This is a genomic window from Peribacillus sp. V2I11, assembly GCF_030817135.1.
GTDB classification, from domain to species: domain Bacteria; phylum Bacillota; class Bacilli; order Bacillales; family DSM-1321; genus Peribacillus; species Peribacillus simplex.
This window is the reverse complement of record NZ_JAUSYW010000001.1, coordinates 3,221,468-3,241,111: the sequence shown is the minus strand read 5'-3', so window position 1 is coordinate 3,241,111 and position 19,644 is coordinate 3,221,468. Positions and strand designations below refer to the sequence as shown.

The 19,644-nt window shown below is 38.7% G+C and carries 18 protein-coding genes and 1 pseudogene; 5 read left to right on the top strand and 14 right to left on the bottom strand.

What is annotated here, in order from left to right:
• Window positions 1–528: 528 nt before the first annotated feature.
• Window positions 529–1,820 (bottom strand): annotated as a pseudogene (locus QFZ73_RS15765) (IS1182 family transposase).
• Between the two features lie 407 nt (window positions 1,821–2,227).
• Window positions 2,228–2,530, bottom strand: a complete 303-nt coding sequence (locus QFZ73_RS15760) for a winged helix-turn-helix transcriptional regulator (protein WP_307267879.1) — start codon at window positions 2,528–2,530, stop codon at window positions 2,228–2,230.
• A gap of 325 nt (window positions 2,531–2,855) precedes the next feature.
• Between QFZ73_RS15760 and QFZ73_RS15755 the strand changes: the two genes are divergently transcribed.
• Window positions 2,856–3,851, top strand: a complete 996-nt coding sequence (locus tag QFZ73_RS15755; RefSeq protein ID WP_307267875.1) for a zinc-dependent alcohol dehydrogenase family protein — start codon at window positions 2,856–2,858, stop codon at window positions 3,849–3,851.
• Between the two features lie 221 nt (window positions 3,852–4,072).
• On the opposite strand, the gene QFZ73_RS15750 is transcribed toward QFZ73_RS15755, so the two are convergent.
• The 7 genes from QFZ73_RS15750 to QFZ73_RS28945 form a co-directional block, all read right to left on the bottom strand.
• Window positions 4,073–4,741, bottom strand: a complete 669-nt coding sequence (locus tag QFZ73_RS15750; RefSeq protein WP_307267872.1) for a DUF2642 domain-containing protein — start codon at window positions 4,739–4,741, stop codon at window positions 4,073–4,075.
• 14 nt (window positions 4,742–4,755) lie between these two features.
• Complete coding sequence (locus QFZ73_RS15745) at window positions 4,756–6,111, bottom strand: arsenic transporter (RefSeq protein ID WP_307267869.1); 1,356 nt, start codon at window positions 6,109–6,111, stop codon at window positions 4,756–4,758.
• Window positions 6,104–6,235, bottom strand: coding sequence for a hypothetical protein (locus tag QFZ73_RS15740; RefSeq protein WP_307267866.1), 132 nt, complete (start codon window positions 6,233–6,235; stop codon window positions 6,104–6,106). Before QFZ73_RS15740 ends, QFZ73_RS15745 begins: the two co-directional genes overlap by 8 nt.
• Window positions 6,236–6,271: 36 nt before the next feature.
• Window positions 6,272–7,462, bottom strand: a complete 1,191-nt coding sequence (locus tag QFZ73_RS15735; protein ID WP_307267863.1) for a DUF2642 domain-containing protein — start codon at window positions 7,460–7,462, stop codon at window positions 6,272–6,274.
• A gap of 69 nt (window positions 7,463–7,531) precedes the next feature.
• Window positions 7,532–8,059, bottom strand: a complete 528-nt coding sequence (locus QFZ73_RS15730) for a hypothetical protein (RefSeq protein ID WP_307267860.1) — start codon at window positions 8,057–8,059, stop codon at window positions 7,532–7,534.
• Window positions 8,060–8,570: 511 nt separating this feature from the next.
• Complete coding sequence (locus QFZ73_RS15725; protein WP_373458942.1) at window positions 8,571–9,590, bottom strand: spermine/spermidine synthase domain-containing protein; 1,020 nt, start codon at window positions 9,588–9,590, stop codon at window positions 8,571–8,573.
• A gap of 4 nt (window positions 9,591–9,594) precedes the next feature.
• Window positions 9,595–9,771 (bottom strand): S-adenosylmethionine decarboxylase, encoded by a 177-nt coding sequence (locus QFZ73_RS28945; RefSeq protein ID WP_373458941.1) that lies wholly within the window; start codon window positions 9,769–9,771, stop codon window positions 9,595–9,597.
• 342 nt (window positions 9,772–10,113) lie between these two features.
• On the opposite strand from QFZ73_RS28945, the gene QFZ73_RS15720 reads away from it, so the two are divergent.
• From QFZ73_RS15720 to QFZ73_RS15710, 3 genes are all read left to right on the top strand, one after another.
• On the top strand, window positions 10,114–11,388 hold the full coding sequence (locus QFZ73_RS15720) for a Rossmann-fold NAD(P)-binding domain-containing protein (protein WP_483878191.1): 1,275 nt from the start codon (window positions 10,114–10,116) through the stop codon (window positions 11,386–11,388).
• A 120-nt stretch (window positions 11,389–11,508) separates the two neighbouring features.
• Window positions 11,509–11,646, top strand: coding sequence for a hypothetical protein (locus QFZ73_RS15715; protein WP_307267850.1), 138 nt, complete (start codon window positions 11,509–11,511; stop codon window positions 11,644–11,646).
• Between the two features lie 123 nt (window positions 11,647–11,769).
• A complete protein-coding gene (locus tag QFZ73_RS15710) occupies window positions 11,770–12,483 on the top strand; it encodes a hypothetical protein (protein WP_307267847.1) in 714 nt (237 codons plus the stop codon).
• Window positions 12,484–13,340: 857 nt separating this feature from the next.
• Here QFZ73_RS15710 and QFZ73_RS15705 read toward each other — a convergent pair.
• The 4 genes from QFZ73_RS15705 to QFZ73_RS15690 all read right to left on the bottom strand — a co-directional run bounded on the left by QFZ73_RS15705 (window position 13,341) and on the right by QFZ73_RS15690 (window position 17,040).
• Complete coding sequence (locus tag QFZ73_RS15705) at window positions 13,341–14,615, bottom strand: IS110 family RNA-guided transposase (RefSeq protein ID WP_307267844.1); 1,275 nt, start codon at window positions 14,613–14,615, stop codon at window positions 13,341–13,343.
• A 202-nt stretch (window positions 14,616–14,817) separates the two neighbouring features.
• Window positions 14,818–15,615, bottom strand: coding sequence for a fumarylacetoacetate hydrolase family protein (locus tag QFZ73_RS15700; RefSeq protein ID WP_307267840.1), 798 nt, complete (start codon window positions 15,613–15,615; stop codon window positions 14,818–14,820).
• A 594-nt stretch (window positions 15,616–16,209) separates the two neighbouring features.
• Complete coding sequence (locus QFZ73_RS15695) at window positions 16,210–16,722, bottom strand: DUF4272 domain-containing protein (RefSeq protein ID WP_307272817.1); 513 nt, start codon at window positions 16,720–16,722, stop codon at window positions 16,210–16,212.
• Between the two features lie 108 nt (window positions 16,723–16,830).
• The gene (locus QFZ73_RS15690; RefSeq protein WP_251438268.1) at window positions 16,831–17,040 is read right to left on the bottom strand and encodes a hypothetical protein; all 210 of its coding nucleotides are present in this window, start codon (window positions 17,038–17,040) and stop codon (window positions 16,831–16,833) included.
• A gap of 899 nt (window positions 17,041–17,939) precedes the next feature.
• Between QFZ73_RS15690 and QFZ73_RS15685 the strand changes: the two genes are divergently transcribed.
• Entirely contained in the window at window positions 17,940–19,010 is a 1,071-nt protein-coding gene (locus QFZ73_RS15685; protein ID WP_307267835.1) for an SDR family oxidoreductase, read from the top strand.
• Window positions 19,011–19,044: 34 nt separating this feature from the next.
• Here QFZ73_RS15685 and QFZ73_RS15680 read toward each other — a convergent pair whose 3' ends face one another.
• The gene (locus QFZ73_RS15680; protein WP_307267832.1) at window positions 19,045–19,425 is read right to left on the bottom strand and encodes a winged helix-turn-helix transcriptional regulator; all 381 of its coding nucleotides are present in this window, start codon (window positions 19,423–19,425) and stop codon (window positions 19,045–19,047) included.
• Between the last annotated feature and the right edge of the window lie 219 nt (window positions 19,426–19,644).

Sequence of the window (19,644 nt, the reverse complement as noted above, 5' to 3'; positions counted from 1 at the left end):
CTCAGACCGGAGGTTTGCCGCTTGCTTCCTTCAGATTCCACGTCACCGTGGACACCCTTGCATTAAGCTAACCACTACTACTGCCTTCATGGTTCGGGACTTTCACCCTATAGATTGCACCCATGCCGGGCGCACGAAAGAGCTGCCTTACAGACAGCTCCAGACTGTAGACAAACTTGATAGTAATTGATTTTGTCTACAAACTCTGTCTTAAAGGCAATTACTATCATAGTCCACACCTAATTCAAACCGGATACCCGTTTTCCAACTATAAAACAAGGGTGGTCTAGGTTCGGAAAATTCTCATTCATAAAATCGTTTAAAGGCATTTTGCACTTCGTTAAGTTCCTTCATTATACCTTTCCATGTTAACATGCCCCTTTAGTTGCATAAAAAAAAGAGTTGCCAAAGCAACTCCCAGTTTGTAGACAAAAGGGGTTCGGAATTAAAAAATTCTGAACCCCTTTTGAAATTCCCTTTGAATTTTCGCCTAAAGTTAAGAGATTGGGGCTCTACGAGCCCACTATGTTAGGCCATTTTTGGACCTCGCCATGTCCAATTGGCCATCTTCTTTAAATAGCGAAAGTAAGCATCGCCTGCATCGACAATTTTTTAAGTCCCCTTAAAGTAGTCCAACGCATACCATGCTTTTCTTTTGCATCTGCGAATACACGCTCAATCGTTTCTTTACGTTTTGCATATATAGGTTTTACATCTTGATGATGACGCAGATGATCTGCTTCTTCCACATGTGTTTGCCAGATATGCCGTGTCACCACTTTTTGACAGTCTTTGCTTTCTGTACACCGAGATGAAAATGAGCATGTTGTACAAATTTGTTTTGGCGATTTGTACTCGCGATAGCCCTCTTTATTTGTTGTTGAGTACTTTAAAGTTTCGCCCGAAGGGCAAAGGTAACAATCAAAATGTTCATCGTATACATAGTCCTGTTTGCGGAAAAATCCTTCTTTGGTGCGAGGACGTGTATAAGGTAAAGCCGGTATGATTTCTTTGTTAAATAGGTAGCTTGTAATCGCTGGTGTTTTATAAGCTGCATCTGCGGCAACGGCTTCCGGTTTTCCAACTTTCTCAATCACTTGTTCAACTAGTGGCTCTAAGATCTGACTGTCATGTGTATTTCCAGGTGTTACAATCGTTCCCAATACAAAACCGTTGCGGTCTGCGGCCGCGTGGAATGAATAGGCAAACTGTTTTGTTCGTTCATCTTTCACATAGTAGCCACTCTCAGAATCCGTTGTACTTTCTTTAATCTCTTTGGTCTCTTCTTTATCAAATTTATCTGGTGGAAAGGGCTTTTTTCCATGGTTTTCACGATCTTGATTGATTTCTTCTTGAAGACGTCCTTGATACGCTCGTGTTTCTTTACGAACGATTTTCTTTTCAAATTTCCGTTTATTCGCACTGGCTTTCACATGTGTGGAATCCCCGAAAACGTGTTCAGCACTTATTAACTTTTTATTAGCAGCTGTCATTAAAATGCGATAGAAAATCTGTTCAAACAGGTCTGTATCTTTAAAGCGTCGCTCATAATTTTTCCCGAACGTAGAGAAATGAGGTACTTTATCATGGAAACCATAGCCTAAGAACCAACGGTAAGCCATATTGGTTTCAACTTCTTCAATCGTTTTACGCATGGAACGAATACCGAAGGTATATTGAATGAAAGTCAGTTTAACTAAAATAACTGGATCAATACTTGGGCGTCCTACCTCTGAATACATATCTTTCACCAAGTCATAAATGAAAGTGAAGTCAATGGCAGCCTCCATTTTACGAACCAAATGGTTCGGTGGCACCAGTTAATCTAAAGTAATCATTTCCAGTTGATCTCGCTAAATAGAATCATGTTTAGAAAGCATCCTCATCACCTCAAGTTTTAATACTTCTATTTTAAAACAAAAATGACTCCAGGCAAAAGTGTTCTATCTAAAAGGTAAGACAAAGTTGATTGGAACGGAAGGTACGAGACTCCTGCGGGAAAAGCGCGTCTAGGGGAGACCCCGCAGGCGAAAGCCGAGGAGGCTCCCCGACCGCCCGCGGAAAGCGAGTGCCTGGAGTGGAAATCAACGTCCAAATTGTACAAGCCATAAAAATAGACAAACTCGATTTTCATCGAGTTTGTCTACAGTCTGAGAGTTGCCAAAGCAACTCCTTTAAAGCACCTGTAGCCAACTCTCTGGTTTTGTCCCCGAGACCCCTATTGATGCTACCTATTTTCTGAGATCTTTCGTTTCATTAATACCTCATTTTCGTACATATCTCCCCAATCCCGCATTAGGTAAATAATAGGTTTTAATGTTTCCCCAAAAGCAGTAAGGGAATATTCAACTTTTGGAGGAATCTCCCGATATATTTCACGATGTACAATACCATCTCGTTCCAATTCCCGAAGTTGTAACGTTATCATGTGTTTTGTGGTATAGGGCATAAGTCTCCTTAATTCGTTAAAACGTTTAGGGCCGGAAATTAAGTTATATAATATGATCCCTTTCCATTTGCCTCCTATCACATCTACTGTAACTGCAACAGGACAAGCAGTGGTCTCAGGACACTTTTCCGTTAAAGTCCTTCATATCGACACCCCAATCTTTTTAAGTATCAAATTGTATACTATATTACAAATTTTATCCTATTCAACAAAAATGTGCGTACTTTTCATTTTACATTATATAAAGTATCATTGATTTTGCAAGCAAAGACTAAATATTCACTCTTTTCATATTATTCATCATTAAGATGTTACTAAAAAATCGGATTAATGTCTCCGGTGTATTCATCCTTAACATGAATAGGTAATGAGACATTTTCCCATAAAATAAATAGGAGTGACTAAAGTGAAATCACAAATTATTCAATCTTTTGGTGAACCATCCGTATTTCAATTTAAGGAAATTTCAAAACCTGAACTAAAACCTGGACATGTACTTATTCAAGTCAAGGCTACAAGTATAAATCCTATTGATACGAAAGTCCGTGCTGGTGCAGTTCCAGCCGTTGCCCCCGAGTTTCCGGCAGTATTACATGGGGATGTTGCAGGTTTGGTATCTGCAGTGGGTGAAGGAGTCACTGAGTTTAAAGTTGGCGATGAAGTGTTTGGATGCGCAGGTGGTTTTAAAGGGACTGGCGGTGCACTTGCAGAATATATGCTGGCAGATGTTGATTTACTTGCTCACAAACCGAAAAATTTGACGATGGAAGAAGCCGCAGCTTTACCTTTAGTTGCCATTACCGCATGGGAAGCATTATTTAATCGGGCAAGTCTTGTCCCTGGACAAGATATACTGATCCATGCAGCCACCGGCGGTGTAGGCCACATTGCCATTCAACTGGCCAAATGGGGAGGCGCGACAGTCTATACAACTGCCTCTTCGCAAGAGAAGCTGGAGATTGGCACGCGCCTTGGTGCAGATATAACTATCAATTATCGAGAAGAAAGCGTTCACGACTATGTACAAAAATATACAGATGGAAAAGGGTTTGACGTCGTGTTTGACACGGTAGGAGGAGAAAACCTTGATCGCTCTTTTGAGGCGGCTGCGGTACATGGAACGGTAGCAGCCATTGCTACCCGTTCGACTCATGACCTCTCCCCAGTGCATTCAAAGGGACTTTCACTTCATGTAACCTTTATGTTGTTGAAGATATTAAACAAGGACATGCATAAACATTATGGAGAAATTTTGAAGAAGGTCGCCAGGTTGGTTGAGGAAGAGCAGCTGCGTCCGCTATTGGATTCAAACATTTTTACGTTTGATGAAGTCTCAAAAGCCCATGAGTACATGGAGTCAGGCAAGGCTATAGGAAAAATTGTTTTGAAAAATAATTGGTAATATTATTGCACATTTGAAATGCCTGTTTAAAAGTCCACTCCATGGACAAAGCCAACAGCCATAATCAAATGAGGGAAAAATAAATAAAGCGGATTGAACAAGTTCCCGATTTTTCACTATAAGATTCATATGTAAGAAGTGCGTTTTTCGTAAAGTACTCTCACCTTGTTTCCGCTTTAGAGAAGGAATATCAAAAAGGCAGCATATTTGCTGCCTTCAATTCAGGGTAGGTGAACTGTTTTAATATGATGAAGATTTAAATATACAGGTTCCTCTCTTGCCGTAATAAGTTCAACAAAATTATCTTCTAATTTATTAATTTGTCCAATTAAATTGGAGTTTTCTCCTATATTAAAAATAATTAAGCTACCGATCAGTTTTTCCACTTGTACGTCAAAGGTTCTTGCCATTGAAAGTTTTGATGGATGTACAGGAAGATCCTTGTTACTTAAACCGTAAGGAGTTTGATTGTCTGTGTATGGAATAATCCACTTTAAATGAATTAAAGGTATATACATTGTCTTGTAAACTGGTGAATAGAATTCGAAGTAATTATTCATCACCCTTGTGATATAACCATGTAAAGGCTGGTTACCAGTTACGTATATTTCCGTGAACATCCCTTTCGCGGATAAAAGAGTTTTTCGTAGTGATAATTCTTGCTCAGCTTCAATTCCAGGTGAGTCTACAGGAAGGGAAATCTCCTCGTTTTCCGTAGTATTTACTGTGCAATTTTGAATGTGAATTATTGGAAGATACACAAAATCCTTTCCATTAAAGATAACCACTACATCACTACCAGTATCAACCAGTGTACCGAAAAAGAATTTTTTTCCGGAAATTTCTATTTTAATTGTTTTTCCTCTGAGATTTTGTAAGATTTTATTCATAATCACCCTCCTTCCTATTTTAATATCCAAGTGGTCCAAAAATACAGCGAGATTAAACTTACGATTAACCCTATAGGAATTATCAAAAAGGTGACTTTAAGATACTTTCCCCAGGAGATATTGATGGAGTGTTTCTTCAATATATACATCCAAATTAATGTAGCCAGCGTACCAACAGGCGTTAACAAAGCACCTATATCACTTCCAATCACGTTAGCAAGATAAGCAATTTGTACAAGGTGAGGATCCAATCCCATCTCTGTTATCGACAAAGTCCCTATCATGACTGCTGGAAGATTATTAAATAAATTGGATAGAATAGTCAATAATATGCCCATGATCATGGTAGCGTTGAATGGGCTGTCCATAATTAAGGGTTTTAAATTGCTGACTAGATAATCATTCAAGCCAACATTCTTCAAACCATATACCAGCACGTACATATTGAAAGCAAATAAAAGAACATGCCAGGGTGTTTTCTTTACAATATCGCTAAGACCCGTTTTGGTTTTATACCATCTCAGTAATATCAAAAGGGACGCTCCCACCATACCGATCAATTCCAAGGGAACTCCAAATGGTGTAAGTGCGAAGAAGCCCGCCCGAGTTAAAATGACGATTGCAAAACTCATTTTAAACAACTTCCAGTCATTATCTTCGGATTTTTGTTTTACATCGAGTGGATGAGATTGCACATAGCGTGAAAAGGTTTTATCCCATTTTACAGGTACACTGGGAATTTTCCTTGGAAGGTCCTTCTTAAAATATAGGTAAAGTAATAACCCGATTGTTAAAATCCCTATCATTGAAGGAACAAACATCATATTGATATAACTATTAAGGCTCAGTCCTACAATTTTTAGTGCAATCAAATTGGAAATATTGCTTACTGCTATTGGGGCACTCGCTGACGTTGCAATTAGAGCTCCTGATATTAGAAAGGGGATTTTTTGGTGAGGTTTAATCTTTAGTAACGTTACAATGTGAATTATGATAGGTGTTGTGATAAGGATACTTCCATCGTTATTGAAAAACAGTGTCATGAAAAAACATAGGAGATTAGTATAAACGAATAATCTAACCCCTGAACCCTTAGACCGGATGATGATATTTAAAGCAATCCACCTAAAAAAACCAATGCTCTCAAGTACAATAGACATCATTATGGTGGATAATATGGTTAAAGAAGCGCCCCTGATAATATCAAATATATTTAAAACATCCATCCAAGGAACAATGCCTGCAACCAATACAGTCAAGGCCCCTATTGTAGTAGGTATCGTTTCATTAATCCCAAATGGTCTCCATAACATGAGAATAATTGTTAAAGTAAAAATTATTGACATCAAGACAATTTGTGAACTAAGCATTTACCTCCGCCGCCTTGTTTTTGGATGGTGTAATTTTCACGGTATCAGGAGTGGTTTGATATTGAGGTTTTACAAAAAAAGAATAGAAGACTCCCCCAATTACAGAAAAAAACAAAATCATCATTCTATGTCCTCCTTTCAATTAGCCTTGATTTGTATCTTAAGGCTTTAACCGTTTTGCCTTCAATTTCCCTTGCATTCTTTCAGCAAATTTCATCAATGAATAATATTCATTTTTTTGATTTCCGTTTTCTGTATACATTTTTTCAGTGGACTTCATTAATTCGTAACATTTCTTATCTATCAGTTTCCTTTTTTCTTTTAAATCATTTTTCTTTGCGGATTGTTCGTTCATTTCTTGAGGGCCTGAGTTCCTGAATTCTTCAGTCAGGTTTTCTTGGATTGCCACTTGTATATCTTTTTTATTAGTTTCTGAAGGTTTTTCCTTCTTACTTTCCTTTTTCTTTTTTTCACTGGATTTTTGTTTCTTATATTTTTTATATTTTTTATCCGTACTTCTTTTTACATTGGATTGATCTTTGTTCACTTCATTTACTGAAGATCGAACAGTCGGTTCTTCTTTCACGTTAGATAAAACTTCCGGATGTGCAGAAGCTCGTTCTTCTTTTACATTGGATTGATTTTTGTCCACTTCATTTACTGTAGATTGAACAGTCGGTTCTTCTTTCACGTCAGATAAAACTTCCGGATGTGCACTTATTTCAGTTGGTGAAGCTGGTTCTTCTTTTCCAATAGTTAAAATGTCCTGTTCTTGTTTCTGTTCAACCGGCTCTTCCTTCCCTTTGGAATTAACTTCAGTTTCTTCCTTCAACTCGGAATCACTTTCCTTAACTTGATCTGCATCTGACTGTTTATTTTCAGTTTTTTCATCCTTATTTTCCTGCTGTTTGTTCTCTGACGATTCCTTATTATCTATCCCCTTGAAAATATAGTGTATATTTGATAATTGGACATAAAGTTGTTTATCCTTTTTTAATAAAACGATATAATTATTAGTTACGGTACTTAAAAATCCGTCAAAGGATAGATTATTATCCCTGTTTACTGTCACCCAATGACCTTTTAGTTCATTTATCAATTCTGTAAAACTTTGTTTCTGTGTTGGTTCGTGGTCATGTATTTGAACCTGGAATTCTTTGGTATTTTTTGATAATGCATAAACCTGATTTAAGTTAAAATAACATTGTTTATTTGGATTCATTTGAATGACAATAAAGTCGCTTTTCACATCAAGTACCACCCCATTATGAACGGTTTTATCATCGGAAATGATGCTAATATTAAAACCTATCAGTGAATTAAGTGCCTCTTGAAAATTTTGTTTTTTCATCTGATGAGTCCCCCTTATTAATTGGATGGTCGCTTCTGCCCAGAAGCGACACATCATTTATGGGATATACTATTTTTCTTTTTCTTCTGCTTTATTATCTTTATTTTTTTCCGATTTTCCATTGTCTTTATTATCTTTATTTTTTTCTGATTTTTCATCTTCTTTTTGTTTCTCCACTCTTGCCCCGTAACTGATGCTGCGGATATGGAACATTGACAGGCGAATAACTTCTTCGTTTAATATTAACGTTATGAATTCATCATCAATATCATGAAGTACGCCTTCAAGCTTCTCGGGACCGCCTCGGTTAATATTTACCCATTGATTTCTGAGGTCATCTAGTAAGCCCTTAAAAGTTGTAGCTGTTTTAAAGGTGAAATCTTCGGGGATTTCCAGCTGAAATTGGAACCCCTTCTTTACATTCTCGGTAATACTTTTGATATGATCGGTTTTATAGTAGATAACACCTTCTTGCTCAGTTAAAATCGATAAGTGATCATCGTATATGCCTAATAATAATCCTGTCCGAGATTCTGGCCCTCCCCTATCTACCTTTAGAACTTTCCCAACCAAATTAGTTAACCATTCCTTATTCATAATGTTGCCCCTTCCTATATAATCATTTACCCTGTATGTATATGTGTCATGGAATGACATTGTGTCGTGGTAAATGTCCAACTTCTATCAATAAGACTGAAATTCATCAAAAATGTGCATATGCACTATCCTTTAGAATTTCCTGAAGTTAAATGACTGAAATACTGAATGAACTCTATGGCCAGAATAATGGATAGTTAAAAAAGTACTTTATTCGAAGCAGGGAACGCCATTTAAAATTGCTGAAGGATATTGAATAGCAGGGGTAAAGAGATGGCGCTAAATCCATGTGGGAAATTCGCTCACCATCTAACAGATGAATTGGTGTAATGGATGGTCCAACTTTAATGAACCTAACTGAAGGGTGGATCGCTGTTTAGCGGATTATTAAAACGAATGTACCCACCAGAGAGTTACCAAAAAAAAGACCCCGGCGCATTACCGGAGTCATCTTTAAGGGAGCAAAACTAAAATGTGTGTTTTTATGGTCTCTAAAAAACCTGGTGTTTGATCACCATTTTTCTATTTCGTTTTTATACAACTTGTGTAATTTTAGATTTTTGAGGCTATTCATAACTGCTTTTCCCCGTACTTCCTTAATTGACGAAGGAATAGTAAACAAATTCGACATGTCTGAAGTTAGAGCTTGATGTTGGACAGAAATACTCGGAATAATTCTTGGAAGCTTGAAATGTGATGCTAAATGAAATCCCCATAAGCCGAAAGAGGGGACAATAACATTGTATTCAAGTGTATTAAGACCGGCCTTATTAATTGTTTTACCAATACTCCAAAACACTGTTGGTGTATCTTCTGGTGAATTAGACTGACAAACTAACACACCTTGTTTCGATAATATTTTTGCTGTTTGACTGAACAATTCAATTGTATATAATGAGCTAATGACTGGGTCAACGGGATCTGGAAAGTCAATAATTATTACGTTGTAGGGCTGCAATTCCCTTAAAATAAATTTCTTTGCATCTTCAAGATGAATATTTACCCTTTCGTCCAGTAAAGAACAATTATTTTGAGTTATTAATTTTGGATTTGTCTTTGCAAGTCCAATCACCTGAGGATCAATATCAACAAGATCGACATGTTTTACGTTGGGATATTTAAGAACTTCACGTAAAGCAAGTCCATCTCCTCCTCCTAATATGAGAACCCGTTCATGGTCAGAAGCCATCTCCATCGCAGGGAATACTAACGCTTCATGATAATGCCTTTCATCCAATGAAGAAAACTGTAACTCTTGATCTAAATATAAACGCAGGTCATTGGCCTCAACTAAAGTAATATCTTGAAATTGACTGGATCCATGATAGAGAATATTATGTTGTCCTTCCACAAGTTCCTTTAACTGTATACTATCATATGCATTTCCGCGGTCATCCCGTAATTCTACAGTCCTTTCACTAGCTTTCTTTTTACTGCCATCATAAGTGAAAATAAGATCTTTTATGGCAGGTTTATTTTTTGATTCATGTCCGCGCGAAAGTTCATAAACAAAGGCGGAACCCGCTTTCATTTCGTTAAGAAGCTCTTCTAATACTGGCCATAATTCCTGATTTCCGCACGTATATAAATCTAAAGCTGCATAGCGGTGTTCCAGCCACAGTTTGAATCGAAAAATGGGAAGTTGAGAGAATGATGGCACCCGTTACCCCGTGAGGCAAAAAAGAATGGAAATGAGTATGTAAAATCTCCATTCCTAAATCAGACACCGCTTTGGTTAATAATTTTTACAACAACTTCGCATCATTTAGAATTTCTGCCTGGCATTCCTTAGCATCTATAATGAAATGCTGTCCATTTGAATTCAACTATTCCACTTCCTTTTAAGTAAATAGCAATTATGGAAGTTATACAGTTAACGATAGAGAGGAACTATTACCTACCATGCTTGTATAACTATTTTATGTTCAATAAGATAAATGGTTTGTACCATTTCCATAAAATAATTTCTGTTCACTTTGGAGTGTTGTGGAACCTGTCCATATCATTTCGTAATGGTTTTACATAAGTTATATAAAAAAGGATTTGGACGAGATATGAATATGAAGGCCAAAAATACAGTGATCTCCATTCTGGGAAGCGCTGGCGGTGTGGCAAAGTCATTACTCGCTATATTAAATAAATCGATACTCGATAAAAAAGACCCGATTCACGATACCATTTTTAATGACAAAATACACTTAATCGATGTGAAACAAAAAGAACTGGAGTATTATCATAATCTTTTCCCTAATTTAGTCAATAAGCTTTTGCTACACGAATTTGATTTAATGGATACGATGACATTTAAAAAACATCTGGAGAACACAAAAACAGATATTGTGGTTGATCTTTCCAATGCTGACACAGTGGAAATGCTAAAATGCTGCAATGAATTCGGTGTGAAATATGTTAATTCTGCCTTGGAAAACACGATGATTGACGAAAATGAAGATTTGTTTGCGGGATTCCCTATGATTGAGAGAATCAGATACTTTGAAAAATCCAAAAAAAGTTTCACCAATACGTCCGCTATCATTTGCTCCGGAATGAATCCAGGAGTCGTTCAATGGATGGCGATAGAGCTTCTCAACAAATATGCCCAAGACTCACCAATTGCCTGCTATATTGTTGAACAAGACACTTCTTTTTTTAAGGATAAGAAATTGGCAAAAGAGAACGTCATCTACACAACCTGGTCACCAGAATGTTTCCTTGATGAAGCGATTATGTGCTACCCGATGCTTATCCAGCACCACACACCACTCTTCTTATACGAGCAAGTTTATAACCTTGAATTCAAAGTGAATTTAGGCGGGAATCAGTTTTATGGTTGTTTGATGCCTCACGAAGAAGTATATACGTTATGTCAGTTGTATGATATGGAAGGTGGTTTTTTATATAAAGTAAATGAACACACCACCAAGTTAATCCGCTCCCATCTGGATGACGTTGATGAATTATGGAACCATGAAATGAAGGTTCTTGATCCGCTTGAGGCTCCATTGAAAGGGGAAGATTTGGTGGGGGTGCTTCTTGTGTTTAAAGACAAGGAGCGATATATGTACAATATATTAAGCAATGATGTGGTGTTTTCAGAATATAAAACCAATGCGACCTATTTTCAGGTGGCATGCGGTATCTACGCTTCATTAGCCGTACTTTTGCTAGACCAAATACCTAAAGGTGTGTATTATGTGGACGAGTTATTGTTAACAACAAACAATCACTATGCTCAATATTTGACCTATTACATGACGGATTTTGTGACAGGGGAAAATGAAAATACAGATGGTCGTTTGCTAAATAGGATGAGAAAGTTTCGCGACTGATATTACTCTTTAGATACGGATCAAAAATCTTAGCAAAAATAAATGTATTGGAGTCTAATCAAATTTCGGATTTTTTTCATAAGTTAAACAAGAAAATAAATTTAATAAGATGGTGAAAAAATGAAGAAAAAATCTAATAAAAAAGAACAGCCAGTGAGTGCAACTCAAGAGGAAATAGAAGGCAAAGGCACCAAAGGGAAAAAAGGATCGAAAGATGATACAGCCTCCACCGAGTCAGAGCAAACCCAGGAGCTCTAGGAACCTAAAGGCCATAAAGGTCCTCATGAAGGAGGAGAATCAGCGGGAACCGGTGAGGGGAAACAGGGCAAAGGTGCCAAAGGGAAAAAAGGATCGAAAGATGGCACAGCCTCCACCGAGTCAGTGCAAACCCAGGAGCTCTCGGAACCTAAAGGCCATAAAGGTCCTCATGAAGGAGGAGAATCAGCGGGAACCGGTGAGGGGAAACAGGGCAAAGGCGCCAAAGGGAAAAAAGGATCGAAAGATGATACAGCCTCCACCGAGTCAGTGCAAACCCAGGAGCTCTCGGAACCTAAAGGCCATAAAGGTCCTCATGAAGGAGGAGAATCAGCGGGAACCGGTGAGGGGAAACAGGGCAAAGGCGCCAAAGGGAAAAAAGGACCGAAAGATGGCACAGCCTCCACCGAGTCAGTGCAAACCCAGGAGCTCTCGGAACCTAAAGGCCATAAAGGTCCTCATGAAGGAGGAGAATCAGCGGAAACCGGTGAGGGGAAACAGGGCAAAGGCGCCAAAGGGAAAAAAGGATCGAAAGATGGCACAGCCTCCACCGAGTCAGAGCAAACCCAGGAGCCCTCGGAACCTAAAGGCCATAAAGGTCCTCATGAAGGAGGAGAATCAACTGGAACCGGTGAGGGGAAACAGGGCAAAGGCGCCAAAGGGAAAAAAGGACTGAAAGATGGTACTGCCTCCACCGAGTCAGAGCAAACCCAGGAGCCCTCGGAACCTAAAGGCCATAATGGTTCTCATGAAGGAGAAGAATCAGCGGAAACCGGTGAGGGGAAACAGGGCAAAGGTGCCAAAGGAAAAAAAGGAAAAAAAGGGCCGAAAAAAAGATAGCATCAAAAAGATAACTATGGGATATCAATATTTTTGTGTAATTGGGGTTTTAACCTTTTTAGCCTGGCGATGTCTTTCTTTTGCAAGGAATCGCCCAAACGCATCACTCCCACAGACATTTTTGAAGTTAGGAGCTGTCAATCAAGACAGCTCTTTCGTTATTCAATTAACGCCCGTGTGTCTTCTTTGGTATTATATTTTTCGGAGTTAGCGAAGGTTATTTTAATGGTAGTTTCAATAACAGACTATTTTGGTTTGGTTGGGATAATAAATTGAATTAGTGATTTCAACTAATACTTCAGGAGTAAAATCATATGCCGGGACTTCATACTTATGCGATCTATTACTCAACTAATTATCAACCATTAATTCCTTAATTAGTTCTCTATTCAAACGTTACCATTAATGAACTCCCTCGGTATGATAGATATATCTCTCGAATGCTCACTTATTCGTAGGATTTCATAACCCTTGAAAATACATTAAGGTTAAAAGCAATGAGCTCAGATCCATTTGGCTCGTGGAGGCATAGTTAAATAAAGGAGTAATAAAAAACTCCATATATTACCATATAATGCACGTAATCTCCACGCCGCCCCTGGAGGCTTTCCCTCCCATGTCTCAACGGGTCAATTGCCCTATCATTCCTTCGTCATGCCTATCCAAGGGGTGGAGGCCAGTTTTGCTAACCTGATGGGTCAATGCCCTTTTGTTCAATAAATCTGGTACTCCGTACATATTTGAAATCCTACGAATAAGAAAACATTCGACAAAAGATAAGCTGAAAATCAAGTGCTAATGATTTTTAAGTGAGGTTCCCTTCGAAAACCTGTAAAGCATGATTTATTCAATATAAACTACGCTGCCAGAGCTGAAAAAGGTTGTAATTTTTCTGGAGAATAAGATTCATTTCGTTTGGCTATTCCTACAAATACTCGAGCCAGTTTACCAACCAATTTCATAATTGATTTCATTTTCTTTATTTTTTTCACCTTAACATTATTGGCGTGCAACGCTTTAAACTCAGGGTTATTCATGACAAGGCTCATCGTCGCTAGGTATAAGAAACGCCGCAGTCTGGATCTCCCACGTTTAGAAATGACAATTTGTCCTTTCCATTTACCAGAGCTCGCCTCGGAAAGATGTAACCCTGCATGACGAAGGAGAGAATTACCGTGGGCGAATCCACTTAAATCTCCAGCTTCCCCTAAAATTCCAGCTAAAGAGATTTCACTGATCCCTTTAATAGCCAGCAGTTTCTTTGCGAAAGGAATTTGTTGAAGCACGTTAGTGACTTCTTGTTCCACTCTTTCGAGTTGCGTTGTAGCTAGATCATACTCTTCTAGTAGTTGTTCTAAATGTAGCTTGTAAGCATCAAGTGCTTGGTGCGTTCCGATAGAACGTTTAGCTAAATCTATAAGTAGATAAGCTTTTTTCAACCCAGGCTGACGCTTCATTACCGATTTCCATTTGCCTACAATATCTTGAGGTTGCATCGATCGTAACTCAATTGGTGTAGGAAACAAACGTAGAGTTGCGATTGCCCTTTTGCCTTTCACATCTTTAAACACTTGTCGTAGCTCAGGAAAGACTACATCTACCCAACGATTTAATTGGTTGATAGAACTAACGAGACGTTTAACGATTACATCACGGTTGGACATAAGGACTCGAAGTTTTTCGAAAGACTCTGGAGTTGAACGAACAAAGGCATAGTATCCATTCTTCACCATATCCGCAATCACAAGAGCGTCTTTTTTATCACTTTTGGACTGAGTGTTATCTCGATTTTCTTTATTTCTTTTTACAAGGTGAGGATTGACTGTTACGACATCGATCTTTTCGTTAGATAACCATTTCGATAGATTAATCCAGTAATGACCTGTAGGTTCCATACCGACAATAGTTGTGTCTAAGCTGTTTTTAGCTTTTAGTTTATTAATCCATTCTAGAAATCTGTTAAAGCCTTCTTCGTTATTTTCGAAAGTAAGAGGATCACCTACCACGATTCCTCGATAATTTACAGCTCGAGCAACGTGAAATTGTTGGGCAATATCTACGCCAACAACGAGATGTCGATCAGAAATTCGTTCAATGAGTTGATTTTGTTTGTCCTGCATTTTAAAATTCATATTAGGGTTCCTCCTAAGGTTTTGAGTTAGAGTGGTGTCTTACTCATATCTTACTGAGGGGCCCTACTTTTTTCAAAGCTGAAAAATAACGCTCTACAGGAATGCTAACCTGCCCCTATGCATAAAGAAAAGAGCTGCCTTAAAGACAGCCCTGATCTTTGCTAACTATTTATGAACATTATCATATTCGGCATTAAGAATCCTACTGAACCTCATTACATAACCGACCGATATTCTCGACTTCAACAACGACCTCATCCCCCGACTTGATCGGGCAGCTGCCAGATGGTGAACCCGTGGCCAAAATGTCACCGGGCTCCAGTGTCATCACCTGTGAAAGCCAGCTGATTAGAAACGGAATGCTTAGAGACATTTCATTGGTATTCCCGTCTTGGACAACGCGGCCGTTTAAAGTGGTCACAATCCGCAAATTAGTGGGATCTATCCCGGTAACGATGCACGGCCCCAAAGGTCCGAACGTATCAAATCCTTTGCCCCGCGTAAACTGTGGATCTTTTTTTGTAAGATCTCTTGCTGTGACGTCATTAAATATCGTGCAACCAAATACATAATCAAGCGCATCTTCTTCTTTGATGTTTTTTCCGCGCTTTCCAATGACCAGTGCTACTTCCCCTTCAAGCTCCACTTGATTGGATAGCTCGTTTGGAGGAAGGATAATTTTCTCCTTGTCTGCAATAAGCGAAGATAATGGCTTTAAAAATAGAAATGGTTCTACAAGGTTTGCCTCTCCCCCCGTTTCCTTCGCATGACCTGCATATGTCCAGCCGAAATTAACCACTTTCGAAGGTTTTACAGGTTCCAAAATTTTCACGTCACTATATTTCAGCTCTACCCCGTCATACTTTATTTCCTTGTTGACAAGTTCAGCAAAACTGCTAGACAGTTGTAATATCATCCCATCCTCAACAATACCGTAATGTATCTTGCCTTGTTGATTCTGATAGCGAACTATTTTTTGTGTTTTTTGTAGCACATGCATTATGAATAAACTCCTTTGATGATTAAGATTACCTCAGATAATATAAAATCCGGTTCTCCTATACTATAACATGCCTGTTCTTTTACGTGAAAAAAGAGCTCCCGTCGCAACTCCATCTTCAACCAAACCGGCCCTTAGTTCAATAAGATTAAATTATTTAACTATGCATTTTATGGAACCTACAATTTATTTATAATTTTATCTGTGTATTGCCTTTCATAGGCTGCAATAAATATTCCGATTGGTAGTCCTAGTAATACATCCCCCATGAATTGTTCACTTAATTTCATGCAAACAATTACAACTAATACACCCTAAACCAAGCCAATTAACTTGTATACTATTTTCTTCACAAATCTACCCTATTACCTTTAAAATCTTGATGCTTATTGATTATCTCAAAATATCAAAACTTTTGTACTGGTAATTCGTCCCTTATTCAGCTAACCTGCCTCGTTCGTGCAATAAGAAAAAGGCTGCCGAAGCAACCTGCCTCATTGAAGTAAATCACCTGTTAGATTAAGTGGATAACTTCACATTTAACCCAGATCTTTCGCCCCTTATAAGGGAGCATAAAAGTACGAATGGCAGCTTTTATGCATTTGTACTTATTTCCTCCCATTCTTGATCCATATAATTTACTAGCCCATTAAGAGTGTAGTGTCTTTCATATACAACGCCTTCATCCAGAGATGATGGAACTTCCAAATGATTTATTTGAGCTTCCCGTACCGCCCAATGTGCTCTTTTAATTAAATCAAGACTATCTAATATATCACTGGTTGGTATTAAAGTGGATTTATCAAACAACTCTTGTTTAGAATGAAGAAAAACCGTCTCAAAAACATATTCAGCCTTACACGTATCGGCAGGAACATCTATATCGGGTATGAGATTTACAGTCCAAAGCAGAAGCCAAATACATTCTAACTTCCAAGAGTACTGGATCAGCTCTTTCTGATTCAGGTGTTTTTTCATTAAAAACTTTTTTTCTTCTTCTGTGAATAATTCATTAGCATGATACCTTTCAATAAATTCCTCAATTTTTGCTGGCGGGGCCTCCATAGCTTTCTCTGAGACCATCGCTAATGGAATAATTCTGTTTATAATCTCTTCCTTTTTCTAAGAGAAACTTCTTCTTCATTTCCCCCCTAAAATAAAAATAGTGCCAACTTCTCTTTAATAGAAATCAGCACTTTATTTATTCGTTATTCGTTATCGTGCCGCTTTAGGCGGTTGGCACACATCACATTTACGTTGGTTATTATTTTTAAATTTCTTAAATGTTTTTTCAAAATTGCTGCCACATGCACATTTAAATAGTAACTTTTGAGAAAAACCGTGATATTCCGTCGTTAACAACTTACTTTCCGAATTGTTCTCAACAAATTCTTTAATTTTACCAATCGTCCATTGTTTATTCATTCTCTTACACCTCCATATTTTATCGTTATGCGGAGGCTTTTTCTTGGCATCCGTTCAAAAATAGTAATTATCGTAAGTTATTCATTATAACATGAGCTGGCACTCAATTAAACAATGGAGGGCATCTTATTAAACCCTCCCTTTATTTCCACAAGAAAAAGCTGCGTTCAAGACAGCTCTGATCTTCAGCTAACGCACCTGTTAGTTGAAGATCAAAATAATCAATTAATATATGTACCCTCACTCTAATAATTTTCAACATTTTACATCTCCCTGGATAAATAAGAACTTAGGTTTGTAAGGATGATTCTTTTAAATGGATAGCAGCCTTGCAAAGACATCTGATAATCTGTTGCAGTAGGTACTTCCTAACTCTTTTTCTCAAATTCACAGCCTTTATTATTTCTTCTTTAAATACCATGCTGATACAAATGTTCCACCTATTATAGCTGCTGCCCAGAATATAAGAGGCGTTATGTTTTCACCCAATTCAATCACCCACATTTTTTGTAATAGTTTACCTCAATATTTAAACAATATTATAATAGTCCTTTTGTTTACACCTTCTTACTAAAAAATTGCGCCCGATTGTTGAAGATCTACCCGGAACATCGGTAAATCCTTTTCTCCCTCGTAGGAACGGGCTTTTTCAGTAAATTAATGTTCGTGTTTTAGAGGAGGTTAAAGAAAAAAAGGGGTTGGTTAATCATTACATTCTTAAACAATTGCTATAATGTTTTTTTTGAGGCTTATATGTTATAACACGGTTATGTGTCTTAAAAGCATTACTAGATTACAAAAAAGTGCTTATGACACTTCAAAGTACGTACTTCTCAAGTGTTGTTCCTTGATGCAAAATAACAGTGAACAAATCACAGTACAGAAGGAGCTGCAACACTATGAATAATGAATCTCAAACAGCACGCAAAGTCGCCTTGGTCGTAGGCGCAAATGGTGTCATCGGTCGTAACCTCATAGATCACCTCATTACTCTCCCTGATTGGGATGTGATCGGGGTATCGCGTCGAGGTGGGGAGTCTGTCGGCCGTGTCCGGTATGTGGCTGCGGATTTACTAAATATAGACGACACCCGCGAGAAGCTAAGCAGTTTAACTGAGGTAACACACATCTTCTATGCCGCCTATCAGGACCGTCCAACTTGGGCCGAACTTGTTCCTCCCAACCTCGCCATGCTAGTGAACACCGTAGAGACAATCGAACCAATCGCCTCGGGCTTAAAACATGTCAGTTTGATGCAGGGATACAAGGTATACGGCGCACATCTCGGCCCATTCAAGACGCCTGCTCGTGAGACAGACGCTAACCATATGCCACCCGAGTTCAATGTTGACCAGCAAGATTTCTTGGAAAAAAGGCAAATAGGTAAGGCTTGGACTTGGTCGGCGCTCCGGCCTTCTGTAGTCTGCGGCTTCTCACTTGGAAATCCGATGAACCTCGCCATGGTTATTGCGATCTACGCCTCAATTTCGAAGGAGCTTGGACTTCCGCTGCGGTTTCCAGGCAAGCCTGGTGCTTACGACAGCCTCTTGGAGATGACAGATGCAGGGCTTCTCGCGAAGGCAACAGTATGGGCGGCGACTGAAGAGCGTTGTGCCAATCAGGCATTCAACATCACGAACGGCGATCTGTTCCGTTGGAATGAATTATGGCCGAAGATCGCTCACTACTTCGGCTTGGAGACGGCGCCCCCGCTGCAGATGTCACTGGACGTTGTCATGGCGGACAAGGAGCCGCTTTGGAACAAAATGGTCGAGAATCATGGGCTTGCAGGTCATTCCTATAAAGACGTATCCTCCTGGGGATTCGGTGATTTCGTGTTCTCTTGGGATTACGATTTCTTCGCTGACGGAACTAAGGCCCGTCGCTTTGGTTTTCACGAATACGTCGATACCGAAGCGATGTTTATGAACATCTTCGACGACTTCCGCAAACGCAAAGTCATCCCATAAACGAAGAGCCGGCCTTATATATTAGGCCGGCTTCTTATCTGTTATGTACGTCTTCAAGCTGTGGTTTGGCCAAAACGACAGCCCTTCCTCTGTACTTTCTCTCTATATGCGAATCCCCCCACCTACACATCAGATGCAGGATCTCCTTTAGACTCCAGCCGTAGTCTGTCAACTCATACTCGACTTTTGGTGGAACCTGATTGTAAGAAATGCGTAAGACGACACCTTCCTCTTTTAGCTCCCGAAGTTGCTGCGTTAACATTTTTTGAGTAATTTCAGGTATCAAGCTTTTCAATTCATTGTTACGTTTCTTGCCAAATGTTAGATGAAAGAGAATTACGGGTTTCCACTTTCCGCCAATTAACTCTAAAGTTGCCTCTACCGCAGTGTTGTAAATCTTATCAGGGTTCTTCATTACCCACCTTGTCTCCCTTCTCCTAATATTTTGACACAGGTCACTGGTAAATATTGATGATTTGGAGACATTAAATGTCCGTCTTTGAACATTATAACTGCAAGCAAATTATTGCGCTATCCAGCCCACAACTAATAGTTTGAAAGATGCAATGAATCATGAGGATAATTATCAGGTGGAAAATTCCCTAAAAGTTGAATAAATAGCTCGATATATCAA